This window comes from Kineococcus rubinsiae (assembly GCF_011839805.1).
In the GTDB taxonomy this organism is placed as follows: Bacteria; Actinomycetota; Actinomycetes; order Actinomycetales; family Kineococcaceae; genus Kineococcus; species Kineococcus rubinsiae.
The window spans coordinates 37,004-50,578 of sequence record NZ_VWPY01000015.1 but is presented as its reverse complement, the minus strand read 5'-3'; the positions used below and the strand labels follow the sequence as shown (position 1 = coordinate 50,578).

Genomic DNA, 13,575 nt, shown 5'->3' with positions numbered 1-13,575 from the left:
GGAGGGGACTCGGTGCACCTGTCCGCGCCCGGCCGGGGGCCCCGCCGTAGGGTTCCCGCGTGGTCTCGACCCATCCCGAAGAGCCGGCCCTGCACGTCTCCGACGTCGACGCGCGCCTGAACCGGCTGCGCGCCGGGGTGCTCGGCGCCAACGACGGGATCGTGTCCGTGGCGGGCGTGGTGCTGGGCGTCGTGGCCGCCACCGACCACTCCACCGCGGTCCTGGCCTCGGGTGTCGCGGCGCTCGTGGCGGGCGCGCTGTCGATGGGGACGGGCGAGTACGTCTCCGTCAGCACCCAGCGCGACACCCAGCAGGCGCTGCTCGCGAAGGAGCGCTGGGAGCTCGCCGAGCTGCCCGAGCAGGAGCTCGCCGAGCTGGCGGAGATCTACGAGCGCAAGGGTCTGTCCCCCGCGCTGGCGCAGCAGGTCGCCGAGGAGCTGACCGCGCACGACGCCCTGGCCGCGCACGCCGAGGCGGAGCTGGGCTTCGACCCGGAGGAGTCGGCGGACCCGTGGCAGGCCGCGGCCGCCTCGACGGCCGCGTTCACCCTCGGCGCCCTCCTGCCGCTGGCCGCGGTCCTGCTGCCGCCCGCGGGCCTGCGGGTGGCGGTGTGCGTCGCGGCCGTCGTCGTGGCCCTGGTCCTCACGGGCTTCGTGAGCGCGCGCCTGGGCGGCGCCCCGACCCGCCCGGCCGTCCTGCGCAACGTCGGCGGCGGGATGCTCGCGATGGCCGTCACGTACGGCATCGGCCACCTCGTCGGCACGGCTCTCTGACCCAGGTCACGACCACCCCGAGGAGGGGCTCCCGTGCGACCCGACCACCTGGACCTCCTGCGCACCGTCTCGGCGCCGAGCCTCGGCCCGGACGGTGCGCGCGCCGTCGTCGCGGTCACCCGGCCCGACGTCGCGGCCGACGCCTACGCCAGCCGGCTCTGGCAGGTGCCCACCGACGGCTCGGCCGCCGCGACCCCGCTGACCCGGGGACCGCGCGACGACGCGCCCCGCCACTCCCCCGACGGCACGGCGATCGCGTTCCTGCGCAGCACCCCCGGCGGCCGCGCCCAGGTCCACGTCGTCCCTGCCGCGGGCGGTGAGCCGGTGGCGGTCACCGACCAGCACCTGGGCGTGGCGAGCTTCTCGTGGTTCCCCGACGGCCGCCGCCTGGTCTTCGCGGCCCGCGTCGCCGAGCCCGGCCGCTACGGCACCGACCCCGACGTCGAGCCCGCGGCGGAGCCCCCGCGCCGCATCACGACGCAGCGCTACCTCGCCAACGGCCTCGGCTACACCGCCGACCAGCGCCTGCACGTCTTCGTCGTCGACGTCCCCGACCCCGCGGCGGAGCCCGTGCCCGGCGTGCCCGCGGCGGTCCAGCTGACCACCGCCGACACCGACCACGCCCACCCGCGGGCCACGCCGGACGGGACGGGCGTCACGGTCGTCGCCGCGCTGCACGACGGACGCGACGACGACCTCCGCGTCGGCGCCCACCTCCTGCGGCTGCCCCGCGACGGGGCGGGCGCGGGCGTGGAGGAGCTCGTCGGCCCGGGCAGCGACCTCGAGGTCGCCGACGTCCTCGTCACGGCGTCCGGCACGGTGTTCCTGCTGGCGCAGCCGCTGGACGCGCGCGGCCTGGACACCGCGGGCCGCAGCACGGGCCTGTACGTCCTGCGCGACGGGCGCCCGCACCTGCTCACCGACCTGGAGACCGTGGACCTCGGCGAGAGCACCCTCGATGAGGGGGAGCCCGCAGGGGCGGTGCCTGACGCCGTCCTCGTCCAGGACCGCACCCGCGGCACGGCCGCCCTGCTGCGCGTCGACGCGGCCGGCGCGCTCACCCGGCTGACGTCGGGGCCGGTGGAGGTGACCGGCGCCGCCGCGGCGGGAGGCACGCTCGTCGTCGCGCTGCGCGACCCCGGCACCGCCGGTGACGTCGCGGTCGTGGAGGCCGGCGGGCTGCGCCGGCTGACGGACCTGTCGGCGCCCCTGCGCGCCGCGGGCGTCGTCACCCCGCACGAGGTCGTGGTGGCCGCCCGCGACGGCCGGCCCGTGCACGGGTGGGTCCTGCTGCCCGACGCGTCCCCGGGCGCCCCGCCGCCGCCCACCGTCCTGCTGATCCACGGCGGGCCGTACGCGCAGTACACCGGCTCGCTCTTCGACGAGGCGCAGGTCCTCGCCGCCGCCGGCTACGCCGTGGTGATGGGCAACCCGCGCGGCTCGGCGGGCTACGGCCAGGCGTTCAGCCGGTCGATCGCCGGCGCGATGGGCACGGTCGACGCGAGCGACGTGCTCGACCTGCTCGACGGCGCCGTGCGCGAGCACGGCCTCGACCCGGCCCGGGTGGGGATCATGGGCGGGTCCTACGGCGGGTACCTCACGGCGTGGACGACCGCGCACGACCACCGCTTCGCGGCCGCGATCGTCGAGCGCGGCTACCTCGACGCGGAGCTCTTCGTCGGGACCTCCGACATCGGGTCCTGGTTCTCCGAGCAGTACGTGGGCGAGGACCCGGCGCAGCAGCGCGCCCGCAGCCCGCAGTCGGTCGCGCACCTCACGCGCACGCCGACGCTCGTGATCCACTCCGAGCAGGACCTGCGCTGCCCGCTGTCGCAGGCCCAGCGCTACTTCCTCACGCTGCGCCGCGCGGGCGTGCCTGCCGAGCTGCTGGTGTTCCCGGGCGAGGACCACGAGCTCACGCGCTCGGGCCGCCCCCGGCACCGCCGGCAGCGCTTCGACGCCGTCCTGGAGTGGTGGGCGCGCCACCTGCCCGTCGGCTGAGGCGACCCGCCGGCGGGCGGCCGACGCGGAGAGGACCGGCCGCGACGGTGTCGCGACCGGTCCTCTCTGTGCCTCGGTGCTCGATCAGGCGCCCAGCTCGATCAGGCGCCCAGCTCGATGCTCCCGCCGGGGATGGCCTCGAGCAGGGCCCGCGTGTAGTCCTGCTGCGGGGCCTCGAAGACCCGGTCCGTCGGCGCGGCCTCGACGACCTTGCCGTTCTGCATGACGACGACGTCGTCGGCGATCTGCCGCACGACCGCGAGGTCGTGGGTGATGAACAGGTACGTCAGCCCCAGCTCGGCCTGCAGGTCGTTGAGCAGGGTGAGGATCTGCCCCTGGACGAGGACGTCGAGGGCGCTGACGGCCTCGTCGCACACGACGACCTCGGGGTGCAGGGCCAGCGCGCGGGCGATCGCGACGCGCTGGCGCTGCCCGCCGGAGAGCTCGTTCGGGAAGCGCCGCATCGACGAGGCCGGCAGCGCGACCTTGTCGAGCAGGTCGCGCACCCGCGCCTCGCGCGAGGTCGAGTCCCCGATCCCGTGCACCCGCAGGGGTTCCTCGACGACGCGGAAGATGCTGTACGTCGGGTCCAGCGAGGCGTAGGGGTTCTGGAAGATCGGCTGCACGCGGCGGCGGAAGTCGAACGCCTGGCGCTTGTCGAGCGTCGTGATGTCCACGCCGTCGAAGAGCACCCGGCCCTCGGTGACGGGGATCAGGTTGAGGACCATCTGCGCGACGGTCGACTTGCCCGACCCCGACTCCCCCACGATCGCCGTGGTCGTCCCGCGGCGGACCGCGAAGCTCACGTCGTCCACGGCCCGCAGCTTCTCGCCCCGGGCGCCGGAGCCGCGGATGGTGAACACCTTGGTGAGGTTCTCGACGCGGATGACCTCCGGCGTCGCCTCCTCGGTCTCCGGCAGGTCGGCCAGCGACTCGGCGACGGCGACCTCGTGGGCCTCGACGGCGGCGTGCTCGGCCTGGCGGACGACGTTCGCCCGCACCACCGAGGACTCCAGCCGGCGCGAGGCCAGCGACGGGGCCGCCGCGACGAGGCGCTGCGTGTACGGGTGCTGCGGGCGCTGCAGGATCTCCAGCGCCGGGCCCGACTCGACGACCTGGCCCTTGTACATGACGACCAGGTGCTCGGCCCGCTCGGCCGCGAGGCCCAGGTCGTGGGTGATGAGCAGCACGGCCGTGCCCAGCGAGGCGGTCAGCGATTGCAGGTGGTCCAGGATCTGGCGCTGCACCGTGACGTCGAGGGCCGAGGTCGGCTCGTCGGCGATGAGCAGCCGCGGGCGCGAGGCCAGGCCGATCGCGATGAGCGCGCGCTGGCGCATGCCGCCGGAGAACTCGTGCGGGAACTGCTTGGCGCGGCGCTCGGCGTCTCCGAGCCCCGCCTCCTTCAGCAGCTCCGCGGCGCGGGCCTTGGCGTTCACGCCCTTGTCGAGGCCGTTGGCGCGCAGGGCCTCGCGGACCTGGAACCCCACGGTCCAGACGGGGTTGAGGTTCGACATCGGGTCCTGCGGGACCATGCCGATCGAGGAGCCGCGCAGGGCGACGAACTCGCGCCGGCTGGCGTGGGCGATGTCGCGGCCGTCGAGCAGGACCTTCCCGCTCGTGACGCGGCCTGTGCCGGGCAGCAGGCCGATGACGGCCTGGGCCGTCGTGGACTTGCCGGAACCGGACTCGCCGACGATGGCCACCGTCTGGCCCGCGTGCACCGTGAGGCTCGCGCCGCGCACGGCGTGCACGTCGCGGCCGTTGGAGCGGAAGTCCACGTGCAGGTCCTCGACCTGCAGGAGCGGGGTGCCCGCGGGGGCCGGGTCCGGCCGCTTCGACAGGTTCGGCTGGTTCGCGTCTCGGGGGCTCATCGGGTCCGCGCCTTCGGGTCCAGGGCGTCGCGCACGACGTCGCCGAGCATGATGAAGCTGAGGACGGTGACCGACAGCGCGGCGGCCGGCCAGAACAGCACCTGGGGGGCGCTGCGCAGCGACGTCTGGGCCGCGCTGATGTCGCCGCCCCAGCTGACGATGCTGGAGGGCAGGCCGACGCCGAGGTAGGACAGCGTCGCCTCGGCGGCGATGAACGTGCCGAGCGAGATGGTCGCGATGACGATGACCGGACCGAGGGCGTTCGGCACGACGTGGCGGACCAGCACCTGCAGCCGGCTCAGGCCGAGGGCCCGGGCGGCCGTGACGAACTCGGCGCTGCGGGTCTGCAGGACCGAGCCGCGCATGATGCGCGCGGTCTGCGGCCACGCGAACAGCGACAGCACCAGCGACACGGTCAGCGTCGAGCGCGACTGCAGCGAGGTGATGAGGACGATCGCGCCGAGCACGAGCGGGACGGCGAAGAAGATGTCGGAGATGCGCGAGAGCAGCGCGTCCCAGATCCCGCCGTAGTAGCCCGCGATGGCCCCGACCACACCGCCGACGACGGTCACGAGCACCGTCGACAGCAGGCCGACGACGACCGAGGCGCGGGCCCCGTAGATGGTGCGGGCGTAGACGTCCTCGCCGAGGCGCGTGAAGCCGAAGGGGTGCCCGTCGCGCGGGTCGCCGAGGCTGTCGGCGAGGGTCTGGAACCGCGGGTTCGTCGAGGTGAACAGCGACGGGACGGCCGCGACCACGACGACGAGCAGGATGAGGACGACCGACACCCAGAACAGCGGGCGGCGGCGCAGCTGGCGCCACGCCTCGCCCCACTGGCTGGAGGGGGGCGCGGAGTCGTCGACCGCGTCCACGGCCCGCAGGGGGGTCTCCTCCAGCGGGGCGACGAAGTGCTCCTGGCCGGGACGCACGGAGGTGTCAGACATAGCGGATCCTGGGGTCGAGGACGGCGTAGAGCAGGTCGACGAGGAGGTTGACCACCAGGTAGATGATCACCAGGACGGTGACGAAGGCGACCACGGTCGCGCCCTCGGTGCGGATGATCGCCTGGTAGAGCGTGCCGCCGACCCCGGGGATGTTGAAGATGCCCTCGGTGACGACCGCGCCGGCCATCAGGCCGCCGACGTCGGTGCCGAGGAAGGTGACCACGGGGATGAGCGAGTTCCGCAGCACGTGCACCGTGAGGACGCGGCCGGGCTTGAGGCCCTTGGCGGTCGCGGTCCGCACGTGGTCCGCGGTGAGGTTCTCGGCGACGGAGTTCCGCGTGAGCCGGAGGACGTAGGCGAAGGAGACCGAACCCAGGACGATGCCGGGGATGAGCAGCTGGCTCCACGTCGGGTCGGGCCCGACGGAGGCCTTGATCCAGCGCAGCTTCTCCGCGAACACGTACCGGGCCACGAAGCCGATGACGAAGATCGGCACCGCGATGACCAGCAGCGAGACGAACAGCGAGAGGGAGTCGAACCAGCCGCCGCGGCGCAGGCCGGCGAGCAGGCCCACGACGATCCCGAGCACGGCCTCGACGATGATGGCCACGACGGTCAGGCGGATGGTGACGGGGAACGCGCGGGCCATCACGTCGATGACGGGCTGCCCGGAGAACGTGTTGCCGAGGTCGAGGGTGAAGACCCCCTTGAGGAACAGCAGGTACTGCACCAGGAACGGCTGGTCCAGGTGGTACTGCGCCCGGAGCTGGGCCGCGACGCCCGGGCTCACGGGCTTGTCGCCGAACAGCGCGGCGATGGGGTCCCCCGGGAGCAGGAAGACCATCGCGTAGATCAGCAGGGTCGCGCCGATGAACACCGGGATCATCTGCAGCAGGCGCCGCCCGATGTAAATACCCATCCTTGGCCTCCTCCGACGGGTACCCCGCAGGGCCCGTCCGCTTCCTCGGCCGCGGGGCGAGGGGCCGCCCACGCGGCGGGGGTGGGCCGACCGTCAGGCCGACCCACCCCCGTCGTGCAGAGCCTCTCAGGCCTGCTTGGTGATCGCGTCGTAGATCGGGACGCTGTTCCAGCCGAACTTCACGTCGGACACGCTCTCGCCGAACCCGCCCGTGGCGTTGGAGTACCACAGCGGGATCGCGGGGAGGTCCTTGAAGAGGAGCTCCTGCGCCTGCTGCAGCAGCTTCTGCGACGCGTCCGCGTCGGTCTCGGCCGCGGCCTGCTTCAGCAGCCCGTCGAACTCGGGGTTGGTGTAGTCACCGTCGTTGGAGCCCGCACCGGTCGCGTAGATCGGGGCGAGGAAGTTGTACAGACCGGGGTAGTCGGCCTGCCAGCCCGTGCGGAACGCGCCCTTGATGGTGCGGTCGGTGACGTCGGAGCGCAGCTGCGCGAACGTCGCGTACGGCGCACCCTCGGCCTGGATGCCGAGGGTCTGGCGGATGCTGGCGGTCGTGGCGTCCACCCACGTCTGGTGCCCACCGTCGGAGTTGTAGCCGATGGTGAAGGTGCCGGAGTAGGGCGAGATCGCCTCGGCCTGCGCCCAGAGCGCCTTGGCCTTGGCCGCGTCGAAGCTCAGGACCTCGTTGCCCGGGATCGTCTCGGAGTAACCGGCGATGACGGGGGACGTGAAGTCCTTGGCCGGCGTGCGGGTGCCCTGGAAGACGGCCTTGCAGATCGACGCGCGGTCGATCGCGTAGGAGATCGCCTGGCGGCGCAGCTTGCCCTCGTCGCCCTGGAAGTGCTCGAGCCCCTGCGGGATGGTGAAGGACTGGAACACCGCGGAGGGCTGGTTGACCGCGCGGTCGCCCAGGTCGGACTCGAAGGTCGCCAGCGCGCTGTCGGGCAGGGCGTCGAGGGTGTCGAGGTTGCCCGAGGTCAGGTCGGAGTAGGCGGTGTCGAGGCTGGCGTAGAAGACGATGGACAGGCCACCGTTCTTCGCCTTGCGGCCACCGGCGTAGGCGTCGTTGACGACGAGGTCGATGCGCTCGTTGTGCTTCCAGGCGCCCGTCTCGGCCAGCTTGTACGGGCCGTTGCCGACCGGGTTCTCGCCGAACGCCTTGATGTCGGTGAACGCCGAGGCGGGCAGCGGGTAGAACGAGGAGTAGCCGAGGCGCAGCGGGAAGTCGGACTCCGGCTGGGTCAGGGCGACGGTGAACGTGTTGTCGTCGACGACCTTCAGGCCGGACATCGTCTGCGCGGTGGGCGGCTCGGCGCTGACCTCGGCGTAGCCGACGATCGGCTCGAAGAAGTAGCTGTTCAGCTGCGCGTTCGTCACCAGCGCGCCGTAGTTCCACGCGTCCACGAAGGACGTCGCGGTGACCGGGGAACCGTCCGAGAACTTCTGGTCGGCCTTGATCTTGATGGTGTAGTTCTGCGCGTCGGTCGTCTCGATCGACTCGGCGAGGTCGTTCACGGGCTTGCCGTCGGCCTGGTAGAAGACGAGGCCCGCGAAGATCGCGTCGAGGATCTTGCCGCCGCCGGTCTCGTTGGTGTTGGTCGGCACCAGCGGGTTCTGCGGCTCGCCGCCCCACGCGGTGACGGGCTCGGTCGAGCTCGCGCCGCCGGTCGACTCGTCGCCCGAGGGCTCGTCGTCGTTGCCGCCGCAGGCAGCGAGGGCGAGGAGGGCCGCGGCGCCGAGGGCGCTGCGCAGGCCGTCACGGCGGGAGAGGACGGGACCGCCGACCCGGCCGATGCGGGTGGGCTTCTCGTCCGGCTGGAAGCTGCTCAAGGTGGAACTCCTCCTGTGACACGTCAGTTGGTCACGATGACCAAGCACGGGGACTCCTGCCGGGCAGGATGTCCACCTAGAACGATCGGGCAGAACGCTAACACTTCACCTTCGATGATCCCGCCGAGCCCGGCCTGAGCCCGCGGCGCGTCCCGGCCCCGTCCGGCCCCCCGCACCGCGGGCCGAGCGTGGTCGCGGGCGGTGAGGACCGTTTGCCGACGGTACACAATCGCCCGGGGCAACAGGTGACGATCGTGTTGCGTTCCGGTCACCCTGCACCGGCTCCCAGCTCCCCCGCGGTCGGCTCCCGGCCCGTCCTCAGACGTTGAACCGGAACTCGACGACGTCGCCGTCGGCCATGACGTAGTCCTTGCCCTCGATGCGCACCTTGCCCGCGGCCTTGGCCTCGGCCATCGTCCCGGCGGCGACGAGGTCGTCGAAGGAGACGACCTCGGCCTTGATGAAGCCGCGCTGGAAGTCGGTGTGGATCACGCCGGCGGCCTGCGGGGCCGTCCAGCCCTGGTGGATCGTCCAGGCGCGCGACTCCTTGGGGCCGGCCGTCAGGTAGGTCTGCAGGCCCAGGGTCGCGAAGCCCACGCGGGCCAGCTGGTCGAGGCCGGACTCGGTCTGCCCGACGCTCGCGAGCAGCTCGGCCGCCTCGTCGGGCTCCAGCTCCACGAGCTCCGACTCCAGCTTGGCGTCGAGGAAGACCGCGTCGGCCGGGGCCACGATGGCGCGCAGCTCGTCCTTGCGGGCCTCGTCGGCGAGGACCGTCTCGTCGACGTTGAAGACGTAGAGGAACGGCTTGGTCGTCAGCAGGCCCAGCTCCTTGAGCAGGCCCAGGTCGACGTCGTCCTTCGCCTTGGCGGCGTACAGGGTGCGGCCGTCGTCGAGCACGGCCTGGGCGGCCAGGACGGCCTTGAGCACGGCCGGGTCCGCCCGCTTGCCCTTGACCTCCTTCTCCAGCCGCGGCACCGCGCGCTCGAGCGTCTGCATGTCCGCGAGCACGAGCTCGGTGTGGACCGTGGAGATGTCGTCGGCCGGGTCGACCGCGCCCGCGACGTGCACGACGTCCGGGTCGGCGAAGGCGCGGGTGACCTGGCAGATGGCGTCGGCCTCGCGGATCGTGGCGAGGAACTTGTTGCCCAGGCCCTCGCCCTCGCTGGCGCCCTTGACGATGCCGGCTATGTCCACGAAGGACACCACGGCCGGGACGACCTTCTCGCTGTGGTGCAGCTCCGCGAGGCGCCCGAGGCGCTCGTCGGGCAGCGGCACGATCCCCACGTTGGGCTCGATGGTCGCGAACGGGTAGTTCGCAGCGAGGACGTCGTTCTTCGTCAGCGCGTTGAAGAGGGTGGACTTGCCGACGTTGGGCAGTCCGACGATGCCGATGGTGAGGGCCACGGGTACAAGACCTTACCCGCGCCCGGCGCGTCGCCCCGCCGCGCACGGTCCGCGGGCGGCTCCCGCGGGGCCTGCGGAGGGCTCCCGGCCGGCCCCGCGCCGCCGCCCGCCGTGTCGCGCCGGGCCTGTCCGCACCGGCTGGCACAGTCCGCGGCATGGACGTGTCCACCTCCCTGCCCGTGCTCGCCGCCCTGCTGCTGGGCGCGCTGCTCGTCGGGGCGCTGCTCGGCGCGCTCGTGGCCCGCTGGGGCCTGCGCGCGGCCGCGGCCCCGGCCACCGCGGCCCTGGCGGCCGAGCGGGACCTGCTGCGCACGCGCGTCGGGGAGCTGGAGCAGCGCGCCGGCGAGCAGCGGGGCCTGAGCGCCGCCCTCGACCCGGTCGCGGCCTCGCTGGGGCGCGTGGAGCACCAGGTCGCGACCCTGGAGCGCGACCGGGTGGCCCAGTACGCCCGCCTCAGCGAGCAGCTGCTCGCGGTGCAGGCCGGCTCGGAGGCGCTGCGCAGCGAGACGGCGAGCCTGGCCGGGGCGCTGCGGGCCTCCAGCTCGCGCGGCTCGTGGGGCGAGGTGCAGCTGCGCCGGGTCGTGGAGCACGCGGGGATGCTCGACCGCGTCGACTTCACCGAGCAGGCCTCGCTGACCACGCGCTCGGGGCGCGCGGTGCGCCCGGACCTCGTCGTCAACCTGCCGGGGGGCAAGCACGTCGTGGTCGACGCCAAGGCGCCGCTGGCCGCCTTCCTGCGCGCGGGCGAGGCCCCCGACGAGCTGGGCCGCCGCGCCGAGATGACCGCCCACGCGCGGGCCCTGCGCGGCCACGTCGACGCCCTCGCGGCCAAGGAGTACGCCACCGCCGTCGAGGACTCCCCCGACGTCGTCGTCTGCTTCATCCCAGGCGAGGCGTTCCTGGCCGCCGCGTGCGAAGCGGACCCGACGCTGGTCGAGCACGCCATGTCCCGCCGCGTGGTGCTCGCGACGCCGACGACGCTGCTGGCCCTGCTGCGCACGGTGGCGCTCACGTGGCAGCAGGACGCCGTGGCCGGCAACGCCCGGGAGCTGTTCGCCGTCGGGCGGGAGCTCTACGAGCGCCTGGGCACCCTCGGCGGGCACACGGCGTCGCTGGGCCGCACGCTGCACCGCGCGGTGGAGGACTACAACCGCTTCGTCGGGACGCTGGAGCGCCGGGTGATGGTCTCGGCGCGGCGCATCCGCGAGCTGGACCTGGCCGACGACGAGCTGCCCGTCGTGGCGCCGCTGGAGGACGCCGTGCGGCCGCTCACCGCCCCCGAGCTGCTCGGGGACGGCGAGACCGGCCGTGGGGCCGACCAGAGGACCGGTGAGGGGGCCGTCCCGATCAGACGGGCGTCACGGGCAGCTGGCGGCGCTTGATGTCCTTGCGCAGGTCCGTCGGCAGCGAGAAGACGAGGTCCTCCTGCGCCGTGGTGACCTCCTCGACGGAGCCGTAGCCGCGCTCGGCGAGGTAGGTGATCACGTCGCGCACGAGGACCTCGGGCACCGAGGCGCCGGAGGTGACGCCCACGGTCGTGACGCCGTCGAACCAGGACTCCTCGATCTCGAAGGCGCCGTCGACGCGGTGCGACGAGCGCGCCCCCGCCTCCAGCGCCACCTCGACGAGGCGCACGGAGTTCGAGGAGTTGGCCGAGCCGACGACGATGACGAGGTCGGCCTCGGGCGCGATCTTCTTCACGGCCACCTGGCGGTTCTGGGTGGCGTAGCAGATGTCGTCGCTGGGCGGGTCCTGCAGGTTCGGGAACCGCTCGCGCAGCCGGCGCACCGTCTCCATCGTCTCGTCGACGCTGAGCGTGGTCTGCGACAGCCACACCAGGTGGTCGGGGTCCTTGACCTGGATCAGGTCCGCGGCGGCCGGGGAGTCGACGATCGTGATGTGCTCGGGCGCCTCGCCCGCGGTCCCCTCGACCTCCTCGTGGCCCTCGTGGCCGATGAGGAGGATCTCGTAGTCCCGCTCGGCGAACCGGGTGGCCTCGCGGTGCACCTTGGTGACCAGCGGGCACGTGGCGTCGATGGTCTTCAGCGAGCGCGCGTCGGCCTCCTCGCGCACCGCGGGGCTGACCCCGTGGGCGGAGAACACGACGGTCTCGCCCTCGGGCACGGCGCTCGTCTCGTCGACGAAGACGGCCCCGCGCTCCTCCAGCGTCCGCACGACGTGCTTGTTGTGCACGATCTCCTTGCGCACGTACACGGGGGCGCCGTAGAGCTCCAGCGCCTTCTCCACGGCGATGACGGCGCGGTCGACCCCGGCGCAGTAGCCGCGGGGCGCCGCGAGCAGGACCCGCTTGCCGCCGTCCCACGCGGCCCGCTGCGTGCCGCCCGCGAGCGCCGCCGTGTCGTTGCAGTCGTCGGCGGAGGCGGCGCCGTCGGGGGCGGTCGCGGGGGCGAGGGTGGGCTGCTGCGTCACGCGCCCATGGTAAGTCGCCGCGGGCCGACCCCACCCCGCCACCGACCCCTGCCCGCCGTGATCGTGCAGGGACCACCTGCACGATCGCGGCAGGGAGGGCGGGGTGCGGCGGCCCGCGCGGCCGCCGCGAGAGGATCGGGGGGTGACGCCCTCCGCCGACGCCGCTCCCCCGCGCCGCCCGACCACCGCCGGCGACACCACGGCGGAGAACCCGTGGCCCGTGCGGATGCTCGCCGCGAAGATGGACGCCTACATCGCGAAGATGCCGTGGACGTGGGTCGAGGGGCAGGTCGTCCAGGTCAGCGACCGCCCCGGCTCCTCCGTCGTCTTCGTGACCCTGCGCGACGCCGACACGGACATGTCGCTGCCCGTGACCCTGTCGCGGCGCGTGCTGGCCCGGCTGCGCGACGTCCTGCCCGACGGCCTCGGCCACGGCACGCGCGTCGTCGTGCACGCCAAGCCGGAGTTCTTCGCCAAGCGCGGCTCCCTGAGCCTGGCCGCCGACGACGTCCGGCCCGTGGGCGTGGGCGAGCTGCTGGCCCGCCTGGAGCACCTCAAGCGGCTGCTCGGCGCGGAGGGCCTCTTCGACGCGGCCCGCAAGCGCCCTCTGCCCTTCCTGCCCGCCGTGGTCGGGCTGGTGTGCGGGCGCGCGAGCGCCGCCGAGCGCGACGTCGTGGAGAACGCGCGGCTGCGCTGGCCGGCCGTGCGCTTCGAGGTGCGGGAGGTGGCGGTGCAGGGCCCCAACGCCGTGACCGAGGTCGTCGCGGCCCTGCGGGAGCTGGACGCCGACCCGGCCGTGGAGGTCGTGGTGCTCGCGCGCGGCGGCGGCAGCGTCGAGGACCTGCTGCCCTTCAGCAACGAGGCGCTGGTGCGGGCGGTCGCGGCGGTGCGCACCCCCGTCGTCTCGGCCATCGGCCACGAGGTCGACGCCCCGCTGCTCGACCTCGTCGCCGACGTGCGGGCCTCGACCCCCACCGACGCCGCGCGGCTCGTCGTCCCGGACGTCGCCGAGGAGCTCGCGGGCCTGGCCCAGCTGCGCTCGCGCGCCCGGCGCGGGGTGCAGGGGCGCGTGGAGCGCGAGGTCGCAGGCCTCGCGGCCCTGCGCAGCCGGCCCGTGCTGGCGCGCCCGCAGACGCTCGTGGACGTCCGCGCCACCGAGGTCGACGCGGCCCGGGGCCGCGCCCGGACGGCGCTGGCCGCGCGCCTGGACCGGGCCGGCGTCGACGTCGTGCACCTGCGCTCGACCGTGCGGGCCCTGTCCCCCGCCTCCACGCTCGCCCGCGGCTACGCCGTCGTCCAGCGCCGCGACGGCGCCCTGGTCCGCGCGCCCGGCGACGCCCCCGCGGGCACGGACCTGCGCGTGCGGCTGGCCGACGGCGAGATCGCCGCGACGGCGACGTCCTAGG

The 13,575-nt window shown here is 74.0% G+C and carries 10 protein-coding genes; 4 read left to right on the top strand and 6 right to left on the bottom strand.

What is annotated here, in order from left to right; all coding sequences use genetic code 11:
- Nucleotides 1-59: 59 nt before the first annotated feature.
- Nucleotides 60-773 (top strand): VIT1/CCC1 transporter family protein, encoded by a 714-nt coding sequence (locus F1544_RS10110; protein ID WP_167584845.1) that lies wholly within the window; start codon nt 60-62, stop codon nt 771-773.
- Between the two features lie 33 nt (nt 774-806).
- The gene (locus F1544_RS25815) at nt 807-2,774 is read left to right on the top strand and encodes a S9 family peptidase (RefSeq protein ID WP_167584842.1); all 1,968 of its coding nucleotides are present in this window, start codon (nt 807-809) and stop codon (nt 2,772-2,774) included.
- Nucleotides 2,775-2,875: 101 nt separating this feature from the next.
- On the opposite strand, the gene F1544_RS10100 is transcribed toward F1544_RS25815, so the two are convergent.
- The 5 genes from F1544_RS10100 to ychF form a co-directional block, all read right to left on the bottom strand.
- Nucleotides 2,876-4,645, bottom strand: coding sequence for a dipeptide ABC transporter ATP-binding protein (locus F1544_RS10100; protein ID WP_167584839.1), 1,770 nt, complete (start codon nt 4,643-4,645; stop codon nt 2,876-2,878).
- On the bottom strand, nt 4,642-5,589 hold the full coding sequence (locus F1544_RS10095; RefSeq protein ID WP_167584837.1) for an ABC transporter permease: 948 nt from the start codon (nt 5,587-5,589) through the stop codon (nt 4,642-4,644). Before F1544_RS10095 ends, F1544_RS10100 begins: the two co-directional genes overlap by 4 nt.
- Nucleotides 5,582-6,508, bottom strand: a complete 927-nt coding sequence (locus F1544_RS10090) for an ABC transporter permease (RefSeq protein ID WP_167584835.1) — start codon at nt 6,506-6,508, stop codon at nt 5,582-5,584. Before F1544_RS10090 ends, F1544_RS10095 begins: the two co-directional genes overlap by 8 nt.
- A gap of 126 nt (nt 6,509-6,634) precedes the next feature.
- Nucleotides 6,635-8,299 (bottom strand): peptide ABC transporter substrate-binding protein, encoded by a 1,665-nt coding sequence (locus tag F1544_RS10085; protein WP_167584895.1) that lies wholly within the window; start codon nt 8,297-8,299, stop codon nt 6,635-6,637.
- Nucleotides 8,300-8,653: 354 nt separating this feature from the next.
- Nucleotides 8,654-9,739 (bottom strand): redox-regulated ATPase YchF, encoded by a 1,086-nt coding sequence (gene ychF, locus F1544_RS10080; protein ID WP_167584833.1) that lies wholly within the window; start codon nt 9,737-9,739, stop codon nt 8,654-8,656.
- Nucleotides 9,740-9,894: 155 nt separating this feature from the next.
- Between ychF and F1544_RS10075 the strand changes: the two genes are divergently transcribed.
- Nucleotides 9,895-11,121 carry a DNA recombination protein RmuC gene (locus F1544_RS10075; protein ID WP_167584831.1) on the top strand — a complete coding sequence of 409 codons (1,227 nt, stop codon included), beginning with the start codon at nt 9,895-9,897 and terminating at the stop codon, nt 11,119-11,121.
- Here the strand turns inward: F1544_RS10075 and F1544_RS10070 are convergent.
- A complete protein-coding gene (locus tag F1544_RS10070) occupies nt 11,087-12,169 on the bottom strand; it encodes a 4-hydroxy-3-methylbut-2-enyl diphosphate reductase (RefSeq protein ID WP_167584829.1) in 1,083 nt (360 codons plus the stop codon). The genes F1544_RS10075 and F1544_RS10070 overlap by 35 nt on opposite strands.
- 142 nt (nt 12,170-12,311) lie before the next feature.
- On the opposite strand from F1544_RS10070, the gene xseA reads away from it, so the two are divergent.
- Entirely contained in the window at nt 12,312-13,574 is a 1,263-nt protein-coding gene (gene xseA / locus F1544_RS10065) for an exodeoxyribonuclease VII large subunit (RefSeq protein ID WP_167584827.1), read from the top strand.
- The last annotated feature ends 1 nt before the right edge of the window (nt 13,575 follow it).